The 13,636-nt window shown below is 67.7% G+C and carries 16 protein-coding genes and 1 pseudogene; 8 read left to right on the top strand and 9 right to left on the bottom strand.

Going from position 1 to position 13,636, the window contains the following annotated elements; translation table 11 throughout:
- The first annotated feature begins 52 nt into the window (after nt 1-52).
- Together LFM09_RS02735 and LFM09_RS02730 are read left to right on the top strand one after the other, a co-directional pair.
- Nucleotides 53-382, top strand: a complete 330-nt coding sequence (locus tag LFM09_RS02735) for a TfoX/Sxy family protein (protein WP_414094603.1) — start codon at nt 53-55, stop codon at nt 380-382.
- Nucleotides 379-1,239, top strand: coding sequence for a hypothetical protein (locus LFM09_RS02730; RefSeq protein WP_414094602.1), 861 nt, complete (start codon nt 379-381; stop codon nt 1,237-1,239). The genes LFM09_RS02735 and LFM09_RS02730 overlap by 4 nt, the downstream gene beginning before the upstream one ends.
- Nucleotides 1,240-1,242: 3 nt before the next feature.
- Here the strand turns inward: LFM09_RS02730 and LFM09_RS02725 are convergent, their stop codons facing one another.
- Nucleotides 1,243-2,388: an Nramp family divalent metal transporter gene (locus LFM09_RS02725; RefSeq protein ID WP_414094601.1), complete on the bottom strand. Its 1,146-nt coding sequence runs from the start codon at nt 2,386-2,388 to the stop codon at nt 1,243-1,245.
- Complete coding sequence (locus LFM09_RS02720; protein WP_414094600.1) at nt 2,389-2,730, bottom strand: hypothetical protein; 342 nt, start codon at nt 2,728-2,730, stop codon at nt 2,389-2,391.
- An 83-nt stretch (nt 2,731-2,813) separates the two neighbouring features.
- Between LFM09_RS02720 and LFM09_RS02715 the strand changes: the two genes are divergently transcribed.
- Genes LFM09_RS02715 through LFM09_RS02705 form a run of 3 tightly spaced genes read left to right on the top strand, consistent with a single transcriptional unit; the run spans nt 2,814 to nt 6,341 of the window.
- On the top strand, nt 2,814-5,153 hold the full coding sequence (locus LFM09_RS02715; RefSeq protein ID WP_414094599.1) for an immune inhibitor A domain-containing protein: 2,340 nt from the start codon (nt 2,814-2,816) through the stop codon (nt 5,151-5,153).
- 10 nt (nt 5,154-5,163) lie between these two features.
- Nucleotides 5,164-5,613 (top strand): nucleoside deaminase, encoded by a 450-nt coding sequence (locus LFM09_RS02710; RefSeq protein ID WP_414094598.1) that lies wholly within the window; start codon nt 5,164-5,166, stop codon nt 5,611-5,613.
- 41 nt (nt 5,614-5,654) lie between these two features.
- Nucleotides 5,655-6,341 carry an SDR family NAD(P)-dependent oxidoreductase gene (locus LFM09_RS02705; protein ID WP_414094597.1) on the top strand — a complete coding sequence of 229 codons (687 nt, stop codon included), beginning with the start codon at nt 5,655-5,657 and terminating at the stop codon, nt 6,339-6,341.
- Here LFM09_RS02705 and LFM09_RS02700 read toward each other — a convergent pair.
- Both LFM09_RS02700 and LFM09_RS02695 read right to left on the bottom strand, forming a co-directional pair.
- A complete protein-coding gene (locus tag LFM09_RS02700) occupies nt 6,308-7,198 on the bottom strand; it encodes an RNA-guided endonuclease InsQ/TnpB family protein (RefSeq protein ID WP_414094596.1) in 891 nt (296 codons plus the stop codon). The two genes, LFM09_RS02705 and LFM09_RS02700, sit on opposite strands and share 34 nt — an antisense overlap.
- A gap of 189 nt (nt 7,199-7,387) precedes the next feature.
- Nucleotides 7,388-7,603: a helix-turn-helix domain-containing protein gene (locus LFM09_RS02695; RefSeq protein ID WP_414094595.1), complete on the bottom strand. Its 216-nt coding sequence runs from the start codon at nt 7,601-7,603 to the stop codon at nt 7,388-7,390.
- Nucleotides 7,604-7,624: 21 nt separating this feature from the next.
- Here LFM09_RS02695 and tnpA point away from each other — a divergent pair.
- Nucleotides 7,625-8,089 (top strand): annotated as a pseudogene (gene tnpA, locus LFM09_RS02690) (IS200/IS605 family transposase).
- 21 nt (nt 8,090-8,110) lie between these two features.
- On the opposite strand, the gene LFM09_RS02685 reads toward tnpA, so the two are convergent.
- The 4 genes from LFM09_RS02685 to LFM09_RS02670 are packed head-to-tail and all read right to left on the bottom strand — an operon-like array spanning nt 8,111 to nt 10,331.
- The gene (locus LFM09_RS02685; protein WP_414094594.1) at nt 8,111-8,470 is read right to left on the bottom strand and encodes an STAS domain-containing protein; all 360 of its coding nucleotides are present in this window, start codon (nt 8,468-8,470) and stop codon (nt 8,111-8,113) included.
- Between the two features lie 27 nt (nt 8,471-8,497).
- Nucleotides 8,498-9,265 carry an iron-containing redox enzyme family protein gene (locus LFM09_RS02680; RefSeq protein WP_414094593.1) on the bottom strand — a complete coding sequence of 256 codons (768 nt, stop codon included), beginning with the start codon at nt 9,263-9,265 and terminating at the stop codon, nt 8,498-8,500.
- Entirely contained in the window at nt 9,265-9,918 is a 654-nt protein-coding gene (locus LFM09_RS02675) for a glutamate-cysteine ligase family protein (protein WP_414094677.1), read from the bottom strand. The genes LFM09_RS02680 and LFM09_RS02675 overlap by 1 nt, the downstream gene beginning before the upstream one ends.
- A complete protein-coding gene (locus LFM09_RS02670; RefSeq protein ID WP_414094592.1) occupies nt 9,867-10,331 on the bottom strand; it encodes a glutamate-cysteine ligase family protein in 465 nt (154 codons plus the stop codon). The genes LFM09_RS02675 and LFM09_RS02670 overlap by 52 nt, the downstream gene beginning before the upstream one ends.
- Nucleotides 10,332-10,380: 49 nt before the next feature.
- Here LFM09_RS02670 and LFM09_RS02665 point away from each other — a divergent pair, with 49 nt between their 5' ends.
- Nucleotides 10,381-11,289 carry a DNA topoisomerase IB gene (locus LFM09_RS02665; protein WP_414094591.1) on the top strand — a complete coding sequence of 303 codons (909 nt, stop codon included), beginning with the start codon at nt 10,381-10,383 and terminating at the stop codon, nt 11,287-11,289.
- A gap of 144 nt (nt 11,290-11,433) precedes the next feature.
- A complete protein-coding gene (locus LFM09_RS02660) occupies nt 11,434-13,191 on the top strand; it encodes a hypothetical protein (RefSeq protein ID WP_414094590.1) in 1,758 nt (585 codons plus the stop codon).
- A gap of 5 nt (nt 13,192-13,196) precedes the next feature.
- On the opposite strand, the gene LFM09_RS02655 is transcribed toward LFM09_RS02660, so the two are convergent.
- Nucleotides 13,197-13,622 carry a DUF4383 domain-containing protein gene (locus LFM09_RS02655; RefSeq protein WP_414094589.1) on the bottom strand — a complete coding sequence of 142 codons (426 nt, stop codon included), beginning with the start codon at nt 13,620-13,622 and terminating at the stop codon, nt 13,197-13,199.
- Between the last annotated feature and the right edge of the window lie 14 nt (nt 13,623-13,636).

Genomic DNA, 13,636 nt, shown 5'->3' with positions numbered 1-13,636 from the left:
GCCACACGAAACTGAGAGGCGCCTGGCAACTCGCTGAGACAGTATTCAGCGTGTGGCGTACGACGAAGGCCTGGCCCACCGCCTGGGCTCCGCGCTGGGCGGGTTGCCCGGCATCAACGAGAAGAAGATGTTCGGGGGCATCGCGTTCCTCTGGAACGGAAACATGCTGGTCGGGGTCATCGGCGACGACCTGATCGCACGCGTGGGACCGGAGGCGCAGGCCGACGCGCTCGCTGCGCCGGGGGCACGGGTCTTCGACTTCACCGGGCGGCCGATGAAGGGCTGGGTGATCGTCGACGGCTCCGCTGTGTCCGAGGACGAGGTCCTGGACGACTGGATCGCGCGGTGCCGCGATTTCGTGGAAGCTCTGCCGCCGAAGTGAGCCTGCTGGAGCGCGTGCGGGCCGCGGTGGCCGGGTACGGGCCGTTGACCGAGGTCGAGATGTTCGGCGGGGTGGTGGTCGACTGGGACGGTGATCCGTTCGTCGGGGTGGTGGACGACGAGGTGATCGTGCGTGTGCCCGGCGGTGGCTGGGAGCCTGCGACCGGTGACCTCCAGGACGCGGTGAACCGTGCAGCCGGGGTCGTGCTCGCGGAGTGCGTGGTCCGGTGGCACGAGCAACTTCGTGAGCAGGGCGACGACTCGTATCGCGCCATGCTCGCCCTCACCCAGCACGACCCGGAACGCGAACAGCTGCAACGAACGTTGCTCGGTCTCCTCCGCCACCCGAAGCTCGGTCAGCTCGCCTTCACCTGTCTGGGCCACCTCGCGCGGTACGACGGCGAGGTGCTGCCGGAGGTCGTGCCGCGTCTGAAAGAACTCCTCGACGACCCGGAGCTCGGCGTCTTCGCCGACGAAGCCCTGTGGGACGTCGAGGTGAACACCAACCCGTTCCTGCTGTGGCGGCACTCGCTGCCCTGGGTGATCTTCGCGCCGCCTGGCGACCAGGAGGTGGCGCGCCAGCTGCCTCTCGCCGAGGCAGCCGGCGCGGTCGTGGTCGTCGTCCCGCACGCGGAGGCTCTGCCGTCGTTGCGGGAGTACGTGCGAGACCTCTGTCAGGAGGTGGAGGACCGCACGCACACCGCCGACGAGGACGGGAACCTGTTGGTCGATCCCAACAAGCCCCCGTTCCACTACGTCCTCGAGTACGACGGCGACATCGCCGCCCTCCAGCCCCTGCTGCACGACCAGGAGGACCTGGTCGCGGTGTTCAAGGCGCCGTACCTCGAGGTCTGGTGACGGTCAGAACCGCACCAGCGGGCCTCCCGTGAAGAACTCGTAGACGAAGTTCACGAAGAAGAACCCGAAGAACACCACGTTCAACACCAGGATCAAGTAGTGCCACCACCGCGGCCGGGCCGGTCGTGGCAGCCGGGAGTTCAGGTACATGAGCGCGAACGGGAACATCAGCGCGCCGAGGTTCGACATGTTCGCCGAGATCTGCACCAGTCCCACCGGCAGCGCGAGGTGCAGGGCGCCGGCGATGATCACCAGCACCAGCAGCATGAACGGGTAGTAGAACCGGCGCGGGTCCTCCTCGATCCGCTGCCGCAGCCGGGGTGAGATCGCGTGCGCCGCGTCGGTGAAGTTGCGCACCAGCGCCTCGAAGATGCCCAGCTGCGTGGAGAACAGCACCAGCACGCCCACCACCAGCATCAGGTAGAACATGCCCTGCCCGTACAGGATTCCGAGCTGTTCGGCGGAGAACGTCGGCACGTTCGCCGCGGTCGGTTGCTGGCCGGACACCGCCACGACGTGCGCCATCAGCACGGTCGGCAGCAGCATGCCGAGCATCGCGCCGACGAAGAACACCGCCCACTGGTCGATCAGCAGCAGCCGGTACCAGCGGCGCCAGAGGGAAGCGTTCGCCGGAGTGTCCTCAAAGGTCACTCCGACCGGGCGCAGCTCCTGCTTGCCGCCGCGCAGGCCCGAGATGAACCCGACGTGGTAGCCCATGCCGTAGCCCTTGTCGCGGTAGTGGTTCATCGCGTACCAGTTCAGCCCGGACGCCAGCGCGGTGAACCCGGCCAGGCCGCCCAGCTGCGTCGCGGTGATCCCGGACGGTGGCGCGGCGGGTGTCACCAGGCCGCGGATTCCTTCCGACCACACGGAGAACGGCACGATCGACAGGGTCACGACGATCAGGATCAACAGCAGCGAGCCGACGAGCACCCAGTTCGTGAGTTCCAGGGCGCGCGACACCTTGCGGGCACCCGCGGTGATCAGGAAGACCACGACGAGCAACAAGATCGCGAGCAGCCGGACGTACTCGATCTCGTCCGGCCGGTAGCCGCGGCCCGCTATCAGTGCGAAGAGGCCCTGCCCGGCGCCCGCCGCCCAGCCGCCGAAGATGAACGCGAAGTAGAAGACCAGCAGCGACACCGGCACTCAGAACTTCCAGCCGGGCGGCACGCGGCCCCAGCCGACGACCGGGACCTCGCCGGTCGCCACGACGTAGCGGGCGATCTCCACGTTGTAGAACGTCTGCAGCAGCGCCGAGACCGTGATGACCCAGCCGATGCCGACGAAACCGAACTTTCCGACGGCCTGCGGGCCCAGCAGCCACTCGCCGCTGCCGATCGAGATGCCCAAAGCGATCAGGCTCGGGCCGATGACGAACTGGACCACCTGGCGTGGCCCCAGCTTCCGCACCTTGAAGACTTCCTCCGGCTGTGGCAGATCGGCCACGTCGAGAGGGGGCCTGCTCACACCGAGCTGAGTCGACGGCATTGTCGAACCTCCAGACTTTCGGACGTGTTGAGCAACCGGTCAACTACGTAGCGTGCCGTGCGGATTCCGAGAGGGGAACGACCGTGCGAAGAGTTTTGGCGGGAGCAGCGGCGCTCGCGCTCGTCACCGCGGGGCTGGTCACGCCCGCGACCGCGACACCGGCGCAGCAGCCCGAACCGCAGATCACGCAGCAGTCCGACGAACAGCCCCACGAGCTGGAGCTCAAGCGGCGGGCGTTGAAGCAGCAGGCGCTCTCCGAGGTGCTGACCGGTGAGGTCGCCACGGAGAAGCGCGGCGCCAGCACCGTCGCGAAGGTCGGCAAGAAGCAGAACGCGAAGCAGGGCAAGGACCAGTACGTCGAGCTCAAGCGGGAGAAGACCGACAAGATCTTCGTGATCCTGGCGGAGTTCGGCAACGAGCGGCACCCCGACTTCCCCGACCGCGACACGAACCCGAACACGCCGGGTCCGCAGCGGTTCGACGGGCCGCTGCACAACGCGATCCCCGAGCCGAACCGGGCCGTCGACAACACGACGATCTGGCGCCCGGACTTCAGCCGCCAGTACTTCCAGGACCTGTACTTCTCCCGCAAGAAGGACGCCAACTCCGTGGCGAACTTCTACGACAAGCAGTCGAGTGGCAGGTACACGGTCAACGGAACCGTCTCCGACTGGGTGAAGGTCCGCTACAACGAGGCGCGCTACGGCCGCAGCAACGGTTACCCCTGCGCCGACAACATCTGCAGCAGCAACTCACGTGAGCTGATCAAGGACGCGGTCACCCAGTGGGCCGCCGACCAGAAGGCCGCGGGCAAGACCACCGAGCAGATCCGCGCGGAGCTCGCCCAGTACGACGAGTGGGACCGCTACGACTACGACGCCGACGGCGACTTCAACGAGGCCGACGGCTACGTCGACCACTTCCAGATCGTGCACGCCGGCGGTGACCAGGCCGACGGCGACCCGTGGCAGGGCGAGGACGCCCTCTGGAGCCACCGCGGCTACGCGTTCAAGAACTACGTGAACGGCCCCGGCACCAACAAGCTCGGCGGCGCGCAGATCGGCGACACCGGCATCTGGGTCGGCGACTACACCGTGCAGCCCGAGAACGGTGGCGTCAGCGTCTTCGCGCACGAGTACGGGCACGACCTCGGCCTGCCCGACCACTACGACACCGCCGGCGGCTCGAACGGTGTCAACTGGTGGTCCGTGATGGGGCAGAGCCGGGCCGCCGACGTCGGCGAGGTACCCGGCGAGCGCGCGCCCGAGTTCTCCGCGTGGGACAAGCTGCAGCTCGGCTGGCTCGACTACGAGATCGCGGTCGCCGGCCAGGAACGCGTCTTCGAACTCGGCCCGCACGAGTACAACACCGCCAAGGCCCAGGGCCTCGTGGTCGTGCTGCCGGACATCTCCAAGTCGTTCGACTACGGCGCGCCCTTCGCGGGCAAGAAGATGTGGTGGAGCGAGAAGGGCAACGACCTCGACCACTCCATGACCGCGCCGCTCGACCTGCGCGGCAAGACCACCGCCTCGCTGTCGCTCAAGGCCCGCTACGACATCGAGCTGGACTACGACTACCTCTACGTCGAAGCGTCCAATGAGGACGGCAGCTGGACACAGCTCGACGGCACCGCGAACGGAGCTCCGTTCGCGCGAGACTCGGCCGACGCGCCCGCCATCAGCGGCAACTCCGGCGGTCAGTGGGTCGACGTGAATGTTTCGTTGAACGCCTACGCCGGCAAGAACACGAAGCTGCGCCTGGCCTACCGGACCGACGGTGCCCTTGCGCCGCAAGGCTTCTTCGCCGACGAGATCACGGTCACGGCCGACGGCGCCCCGGTGCTGACGGACGGTGGCGAGACGGCCGGACAGTGGACCACCCGCGGGTTCCGCACGACCGAGGGCAAGGAAACGAAGACGTTCGACCAGTTCTACATCGCGTCGAACCGGACCTACCAGTCGTACGGCAAGTACAACAAGACCGGCCCGTACCGCTACAGCTTCCCGGACAAGCCGGACTTCGTGGAGCACTTCCCGTACCAGGACGGGCTCCTCGTGTCGCTGTGGAACACCTCGTTCCTCGACAACAACGTCAGCGAACACCCCGGTGAGGGCCTGATCCTGCCCATCGACGCCAACCCGGCGCCGCTGTACAACATCGAGGGCCAGCGCTGGTCCACGACGATCGGCGGCTACGACGCGCCGTTCGGCCTGCAGAAGTCGGACTCCTTCACGTTGCACGTCAACGGCAAGGCGTCCTACGTTCGCGGCGCCGCGGCCCAGCCGGTGTTCGACGACACCAAGCAGTACTGGTTCGCCGAACAGCCCAACGCCGGTGTGAAGCTGCCAGCTGTGGGTGTGGGTCTTCGGGTCGTGCGCCAGTCCGGCACATCGATGACGGTCAAGTTGTACAAGACGAAGTAGTTTGAGCGGTATGACCGCTGCTGCTTCAGACATGCTGGCCGTCGCCGTCGAAGAGGCGCGGATGGGACTCGCCGAAGGCGGAATCCCCATCGGCGCGGCACTCTTCGACGGCGACGGCCGAATGCTTGGCCGGGGCCACAACCGGCGCGTGCAGGACGGCGACGCGTCGATGCACGCGGAGACCTCGGCGTTCCGCAACGCCGGCCGCCAGCGCAGCTACCGCGGCACCACGATGGTCACGACACTTTCGCCCTGCTGGTACTGCAGCGGGTTGGTGCGGCAGTTCGGTATCTCGAACGTGCTGATCGGCGAGGCGACCACGTTCTACGGCGGCCACGACTGGCTGGCCGAGAACGGTGTCGGGATCACGATCGTCGACGATCCTTCGTTGATCGAGCTGATGACGTCCTTCATCGCCGAACGGCCTGAGCTCTGGTACGAGGACATCGGCCAGGACTAACCCTTTGACCTGGAGCGCGCTCCAGGTCGTAGGTTGGTGTCATGGCTTCTGTGCTGATCACCGGCGCCAACAAGGGCCTCGGCCTCGAAACCGCCCGCCGGCTCGTTCTCGCCGGTCACACGGTGTACCTGGGCAGCCGCGACGTGGCGCGCGGGGAGGAGGCGGCCGCTGCCACGGGCGCCCAGTTCGTCCAGCTCGACGTCACGTCTGATGAGTCGGTGGAGGCCGCGGCTGCCGCAGTGCCGTCGTTGGACGTGCTGATCAACAACGCCGGCATCGCTCCCGAGTGGACACCTTCCGGCGTGGTCGGGGCCGACGCGGTCACCGCCGACCTGATGAGGGAGACGTTCGAGGTCAACCTGTTCGGGATGGTGCGCGTGTTGCACGCGTTCCTGCCGTTGCTCGAACGTTCTGAGGCGCCGGTCGTGGTGAACGTCAGCAGCCGGCTGGCCTCGCTGGCCACCGCCGCTGCCGGAACCGGGTATCCCGGTGTCGCCTATCCGGTGTCGAAGGCCGCGGTGAACATGGTGACGGTGCAGTACGCGAAGGCCTATCCGAAGATGCGGATCAACGCGGTCGAGCCGGGGTTCACCGCGACTGATCTGAACGCCGGCAGCGGGCGGCAGACGGTCGAGCAGGGTGCGGAGATCATCGTGCGGATGGCGCAGATCGGTCCGGACGGGCCCACGGGCGGCTATTTCGACGCCCAGGGCCCTCTTCCGTGGTGACTCAGGACGATTGACATCCTCTCCGCTGTAAGGGCGGAGGTTTCCTCCACGCTGCGCGTGGACCGCGCGGCGTCCGGGTGGGTTACCGCTTCGCGGCGCGGTGCCAGCACGGATGCTGGTCTTACCTGCGCTCCGCGGTCGTTTGAGTTGTCCGCCTGCCCGGCGGCCAACACGTTCTTCGCGGCGTTGATGTCCCGGTCATGGACGCTGCCGCACAGGCACGTCCACCACCGCACGGACAGCGGCTTCGGCCCGTCGATCCGCCCGCACTGCGAGCACGTCTGTGACGTGGGCGCGAACCGGTCGATCCGGGCGAAGACGCGTCCGTATCGGGCCGCCTTGTACTCCAGCATGCCGGTGAAGCCGGCCCAGCCCGCGTCGTGCACCGACTTCACCAGCCTCGTGCGACTCAGGCCGGCCACGCACAGGTCCTCGACGTACACCGCTTGGTTGTCGCGGATGATCGCCGTGGACAGCTTGTGCTGCCAGTCCCGCCGCGTGTCGGCCACCTGCGCATGCGCCCGAGCGACTCTGACAACGGCCTTCTTGCGGTTGTTCGACCCCTTCACCTTACGGCTCAACGACTTCTGCAACCGCCGCAGCCTGCGCGCGGCCTGACGCAGGAACCTCGGCGCCGCCACCTTCGTGCCGTCCGAGAGCACCGCGAAATGCGTCAGACCCAGGTCGATGCCGACCTCGGGCTCTACCGTCGGCAGTGCCTCGTTCTGCTTCGTCGTGACGACGAACGAGGCGAAATACCGCCCGGCCGGATCCTTCACGATCGTCACCGAGGACGGCTCGGCGGGCAGCTCACGGGACCAGCGCACGTCCAGGTCACCGATCTTCGGCAACCGCAACGCCCGTTGTCCAGCACCGTGAACCGGGCGTTGCGGGTGAACCGGATGGCCTGCCGGTTGTCCTTGCGGGAGCGGAACCGCGGCGGCGCCACCTTCCGGCCCTTGCGTTTACCTGTGACCGAGGCGAAGAAATTGCGGTACGCGGTGTTCAGGTCCGCCAACGCCTGCTGCAACACCACCGCCGACACCTCACCCCAGCCACACCCGTTCCGGCGTCGCCTCGGCCAGCGTGATGACCTGCTTGGACAGCTCCCCGTCCGACAGCTGTGGCCGGCCGTTCTCACGGGCGGTCTGGCGTGCGCGCAGCGCATCGTTGAACACCACCCGCGCACACCCGAACGCCCGCGCCAACGCATGCTGCTGGGCAGGCGCCGGGTAGACACGGAAGTTGTAACGCAACTGCACAGCACTATCCTATTTGGTTTCATGGCTGATCCAGCCGGTGTTCGTACTGGCCGACACCGTGTTTCGCGCTTCACGCGCAGGTGGTTTCGTGACGAAGTACCGGCACACGGTGTTCAGCAACCGGCACCTGACCCGGCTGGAGGAGATCACGCGAGCGATCTGCGCCGACTTCGACACCGAGCTGGCCGAGTTCAACGGCAAGGCCAACCACGTGCACCAGCTCGTGAACTTCTGCCCAAGGCCGCGATCTCGAAGCTGGTCAACTCCCTCAAGGGCGTCTCCTCCCGCCGAATACGGCAGGAGTGCCCCGAACTCGCCCGCCACTACTGGCGGACACAACGCCTGTGGTCAGGCTCCTACTTCGCCGGTTCGGTCGGCGGCGCCCCGATCTCCGTACTGCGCCAGTACATCGAGCAGCAAGCCGGCCGGACTAAGACACACTCAGCCGTGACTGGCCTCCCGCGCGAGCTTTCACCACCGGGCTGAAGCCCGGCGCACTGGCCCGCATTACCGGTAGCGCTCCGCCGCCTCGTCCACCGAGCCCAGAATCGTGAACACGGTGTCCAGGCCGGTGGCCTCGATCGGACGCAGAGCCGCGCGGCCGGAAGCCACCACGACGAACTCGACGCCGACCCGCGAGGCCCGTTGCTGGCCGAGGACCAGCGCTTCCAGTCCGGCGGATCCGAGGAACTTCACACCACCGAGATCGACGACGACAGCCCGGTTCTCCGAAACCACGTTGGCGTCCAAAGGCGTGGTCAGCTCGCTGCTGGAGGTGGTGTCGAGCTCGCCGGACACGTGCAGCACCACGATGCCGGGCGCGATCCGGTCGACGACCACGGAGGCCAGAGCGGTGGGGTCGGGCACGCTTTCTCCTTCCAAAGCCAAAGCCTGTCAACACCCCACGTTAACGCGCCCTTGCGAGACCAGCCACCGCCCCCGGAGTGAGGTGCGGCCCTCGGCGAGCGAGGTGTGGACGTGCTGGGTCAGGCGGGCGTGCAGCTCGTGGCAGACGGTGAAGCCGAGGCGTACGTCGTCGGGTGGGCATTGCACGGGCAGCAGTTGCGCGAACGGGTCGCCGCCGATGGTGTCGACGGCGGTCAGGAAACCGACCAGGGCGCCCACCAGGCGTTGGTGCAGGCCGAACAACGACAGCGCATTGGCCAGCGACAACGTCGGTGCGGGCATCTCGTCCACGCCGACGGCGGGATCCAGGTCGCGCAACGTCACAGTGAAGAGCACGGAGTGTGTGCGCTCGGAACGTGAGCCGTAGGCGTCGCCCTGGATGTCGCGCAGCACCGAGCGCATCTCGCGGCGTGGCTGCCAGAACGCGTGGTGCTTGCGCAGCTCGGTCAGTCCCTCAGCGGAGAGAACCGCGGGCTGGGTCGACTCGCTCAACGAACGCAGGCCCTCTTCCCAGCGCGCCTCCAGGGCCGTGTGGAACTGGGCAAGCGCGGGATGGTCCTCCCAGGCCGGATGAACGTCGTCGAAGCCGCGCATCCGCAGCTCGTAGCAGATCCACAGCGACAGCTGCAGATCGTCGTCGAGATGGATCTCCCTGGTGCCTCCGCTGACGAGCAACGCCGGGCGTGGCTCCGGCTGGAGACGGAGTGCGGCGACCAGAGCAGCGCTCATGTGGCCGCGGGGAGCAGGGAGGCGCATCAGGTTTCCTCACGCGTTCGGGCGATCAGCTCGTCCACAAGGGACTCGGGGTCCGGGCACCGTCGTTGCCGAGCGGCACCGCTGCCGTTGTGGCGCAACCAGTCCATCTGCCGCTCCACAGTAGACAGAGTGCCGCGATCGCGCAGCGCGACCGCAACGTGCTCTACGAGCTCTTGTGCCCGGTCGAACGCGGGGGAGAGTTTTCCGGTGTGTGGATCGGCGGCCAGTCCGTCGACCCCGTCGCGCGACGCCCGCCAATATGCCGCTCGCAGCACGGAATCGTCCACCCGCTGTTCGGAGGGTTCCGATACGACGAGGGCTCGGATCAGTTCCGCGAGAACGATCACTTCCGTTGCGAGTTGCGGAATGTCCGCGACGCGCACCTCAACCGTCGGATGATCCGCCGACGGCCTCACGTCCCAGTACACCATCGCCTTGTCCAGCAACGCCTGCGTCGAGATGATCGCGTCGACGGTCTCGTCGTAGTGCTCGGGACCGTCCCAGTGCGGCGGCGGCCCGCTCACCGGCCAGCGCGACCACACCATCGACCGCCAGCTCGCGTAGCCGGTCTCCTCGCCTTCGTAGATCGGGGAGTTCGCGCTCAGCGCGAGCAACGTCGGCAGCCACGTCCGCAGCTTGTTGGACGCGTGCAGAGCTTCGGCCTTCGACGAGACACCAACGTGGACGTGCAGTCCGCACGCACCCTGCCCGATCCGAGTCTTCGGTGGGAGTACTCGATCTGGTGATATCTGGGGTCGTCCGTTCCCGGAGGAGGACCTGCTTTCCCGATCGGTGGCATGCCCGTCGCCACGAGCCGGCACCCTGCGGCGTCCGCGGCCTCGACCAGCACTCGCCGGGCACGCCGCACCTGTTCGTCGAGCTCTTCGAAGGAATGCGTGATCCCGGTGGCGATCTCGATCTGGAACGGCGTGAGCTCGCCCTGCACGTCGAGGTCCCCGGGTGCGCGCGAGATCTCCCTGACCCGGGGTGCCAGCGCTACCGGCCGCCGCGACTCGGGATCAACAAGAAGGAACTCTTGTTCCACACCGACCGTGTAGTCATTCATCGGCGAGCGGGTACCCGCATTTCGTGCTGATCAACCACGAGGTGCCCAGATGAGACTGCGCCGCAGCGACCCGGCGAAATCCGGCTGGACCCGCCACCGCCACGGCAGCGGTTTCCGCTACACCGACGCGACCGGCAAGCCTCTCACCAAGGACGAGATCGCCAGGGTGAAAGCCCTGGTCATCCCGCCCGCGTGGCGGGAGGTGTGGATCTGTCCGCACCCCAACGGCCACATCCAGGCCCTCGGCTACGACGACGCGGGCCGGCGCCAGTACCTCTACCACGAGCAGTGGCGCACCGACCGGGACGCGGAGAAGTTCGACCGCGTCCTCAAGCTCGCGCCGAAACTGCGGCGGTTCCGCGAGCAGATCGAGACGGACATGAAGTCACGCGGCCGCAAGCGGTTGCTCGCCATCGCGTTGCGCATGCTCGACCTCGGCATCTTCCGCGTCGGCCATGAGGAGTACGTCGAGGACAACGGCACGCACGGCGTCGCCACCCTGCTCTGCGAACACCTCAGCGTGAAAGGCGACCGCGTCAGGTTCCGGTTCCCCGCCAAGTCCGGCGTCGAGGTCGACGAGGAGATCACCGACCCGAAGCTGGCCCGAGCCGTCCGGACCCTGCTCAAGGACAAGCCTCCGGACTGCCGCGTCTTCGACCTCACCGCCGACGACGTCAACGAACGGTTCCGCGAGCTGGTCGGCGACGAGTTCAGCGTGAAGGACCTCCGCACCTGGCACGCCACGGTCCGGGCGGCCCAGGCGTTCGCGGAACAGCCGAAGCCGACGAAACGCGCGGTCAGCGCGGTGATGAAGGACGTGGCCGAACACCTGGGCAACACGGCGGCGGTCACGCGGAAGTCCTACGTCGATCCACGCCTGGTCGAAGCGTTCGAGAGCGGTGAGGTGATCGGCAACGGCGACCCGGAGCGAGCGGTGCGGAACCTCCTCCGGAAGTAGCTGCCCGGCCCTCTCGGGACTTTCGGGCCGAGTTGCCCGGGCCCTGCGCATCTCGTGTGCACGGCCCTGGACGGAGAAGCTCGGTTCGGAGTCAAACCGATTTCCGCGGGTTCGCGCGGGAACGCAGACGAGGGGAGCTCAGGGATGTCGCGATCATCGACTTCCACCGGAGCGTTGTTGCTGAGCGTGGTCCTGTCTCTCGGCATGTCGGCAGGACCGGCACACGCGGACGAGGCGCCGCCGGCCGAGACACCTGCCGTCACAGCACCTGCCACGCCGGAACCCGAACCGGAGAGACCGCTGCCGGAACCGGAACCCGTGGAGACGCCGACACCGGTCGACACGCCCGCACCGGCGCCGGAAGAGCCGGTCGACACGCCCGCACCGGCGCCGGAAGAGCCGGTCGCCGAGCCGAGCGCCCAGCCCGTGCCGGCCGCACCCGTCGAGGAGAAGGCCGACCTGAGGCTCAGGGTCACCTTCGAGAAGTCCTCCTACACCGCGGACGAGCAGATCGTGGCGCGTGCGGAGGTGATCAACGCAGGCACCGCGACCGCGTTCAACGTGCGGGTGTCGTCGACCGGCAATCTGGACAGCCAGTACTGGCACTGGGAGGCGTCGACGCTGCCTCCCGGCGAGACGGCGTCGGGGTACGCCGCGGGGTACGTGACGGACACCGGGGGGAAGGTCGCGCTCGCTGTCGAGGTCGCCTCCGACACGCCCGAGGCCAATCCCGCCGACAACGCGGTCACGATCACCGCGGACGTGAAGGTGCTGCGAGGCAACTTCGCCGGGATCGTCTACGGCGACGCCAACGGCAGCAAGGCGATGGATCCCGGTGAAGCCATCGCCGGCCTCAGGGTCCGGACCTCCGGAGGACATCCGTACGCCGACTTCGAGACGGTGACCGACAGCGCCGGCCGGTTCGCCTTCCGCGGGTTGCCGATCGGCCGGTACTCGACTCAGGTCTACAACGAGACTGACTGGTACTTCCCCTACACGTCGGTCGTGGTGGACGAGGTGGACGACCCGGATGTCCTGATCCGCGGTTCCTTCGACGTCAACAGGGTGCTCACCGCCACGGCGGAGTTCACGGAGTCCGCGTACGCGAAAGGCGACATCGCTCATCTGAAGGTGACCGTGACCAACAGCGCCGCCGGCCCGGTGGTCGATCTCGTCGGCGACTGCTCGGCACACGGCGGAAAGCTGATCAGCGCGGGAGAACTGGGCCAACCCGGCGGTACGACGATGCCCGCGCGAACCACCCGGACGTTCGACGTGACCTACGAGATCAACGACGAGGGTGTGCGGCTGGGGACCATGCGAGCGTCCTGCATGATCGGTGTGCGGGGGAGCGGATCGGTCTACGTCAACGTCCTCACCCGTGTTCCCGGCGCCAAGGCCTCCCGCGTCGTCTGCCAGTTGCGCCGGATCACGGCGATGCCCCCGCTGCTGGGACCACCGCAGTCGGTGCCGCAGCCCGGCGTGAAGGTGTACCTGCGCAGCCAGGTCACCGGCAAGGTCGTGGTCACCGCGGTGAGCGACGAGGAGGGCTTCTTCGAGTTCCGGGATGTCCTCGCCGATCTCTACGACTTCGGCGTGGTCGGCCCGTTCAAGGGACCGGAGACGTTCCAGGTGTACGCGGATGACAACGGCAGCCAATCGCGCATCGTCTACGTCACCGAGGGACCGGAACAGCCCGACGTGGAGGTGCCGGAGGAGCCGCGGGAGCCGGAACCGTCCGCACCTGGGCCCGCGCCCGCACCACCGCACACCGGCACCCCTGATCCGGTTCTGGCCGTGACCGGCGCGGACGTCGGCTGGCTGGCGCTGGGCGGTCTGCTGAGCCTGGTGTCAGGTGTCGCACTGCTGACGATCACCCGGCGAGCACGCTCAGCCGGTTAGCCGGATCAGGCGGCTTTGAGGGCCGCTGCCCGGTCGCACTGCCGGCACCAGGCGGCGCCCTGCGCCGCCGCCAGCGACGCGAACCCGGTGAACAGGTGCAGCGCGTTGCTGCCGGGGTTCACGTTCAGGAAGTTGACGACCTGGTCGTCGTACCGGGCGAGCCCGAGGCCGAACAGCACCAGGAACAGCACCGCCGTCAGCAGGCCTGTGCCGCTCAACGCTTTCAGACGGGGAGCCGACAGGAGCAGCGCGGCACCGAAGACGAGGTGGATGGTGTTCTGCAGCGGGTTCACCCGCAGCCACAGGATCCAGGTGTCGGCCTCACCGGCGAAGGACGAGAAGCCGGTCACGAAGAACCCGGCCACCCCCCACACCACGAGCAGGGCGCCAGTGCTGATCGCCAGCTTCTGGGGCCACCGCAACCGGTTCATGCGGCCAGTATCGC

The sequence above is a fragment of the Lentzea alba genome (genome assembly GCF_047445655.1).
GTDB classification, from domain to species: Bacteria; Actinomycetota; Actinomycetes; order Mycobacteriales; family Pseudonocardiaceae; genus Lentzea; species Lentzea alba_A.
The sequence above is the reverse complement of the archived record's forward strand: the minus strand, read 5'-3'. Positions and strand labels throughout refer to the sequence as shown.

Excerpts from the sequence above, each read along its gene's own strand:
- LFM09_RS02720 (WP_414094600.1), bottom strand. The coding sequence starts at position 2,730 with ATGCCGTCGACTCAGCTCGGTGTGAGCAGGCCCCCTCTCGACGTGGCC.
- LFM09_RS02710 (WP_414094598.1), top strand. The coding sequence starts at position 5,164 with ATGACCGCTGCTGCTTCAGACATGCTGGCCGTCGCCGTCGAAGAGGCG.
- LFM09_RS02705 (WP_414094597.1), top strand. The coding sequence starts at position 5,655 with ATGGCTTCTGTGCTGATCACCGGCGCCAACAAGGGCCTCGGCCTCGAA.
- LFM09_RS02680 (WP_414094593.1), bottom strand. The coding sequence starts at position 9,265 with ATGCGCCTCCCTGCTCCCCGCGGCCACATGAGCGCTGCTCTGGTCGCC.
- LFM09_RS02670 (WP_414094592.1), bottom strand. The coding sequence starts at position 10,331 with ATGAATGACTACACGGTCGGTGTGGAACAAGAGTTCCTTCTTGTTGAT.
- LFM09_RS02665 (WP_414094591.1), top strand. The coding sequence starts at position 10,381 with ATGAGACTGCGCCGCAGCGACCCGGCGAAATCCGGCTGGACCCGCCAC.
- LFM09_RS02660 (WP_414094590.1), top strand. The coding sequence starts at position 11,434 with ATGTCGCGATCATCGACTTCCACCGGAGCGTTGTTGCTGAGCGTGGTC.
- LFM09_RS02655 (WP_414094589.1), bottom strand. The coding sequence starts at position 13,622 with ATGAACCGGTTGCGGTGGCCCCAGAAGCTGGCGATCAGCACTGGCGCC.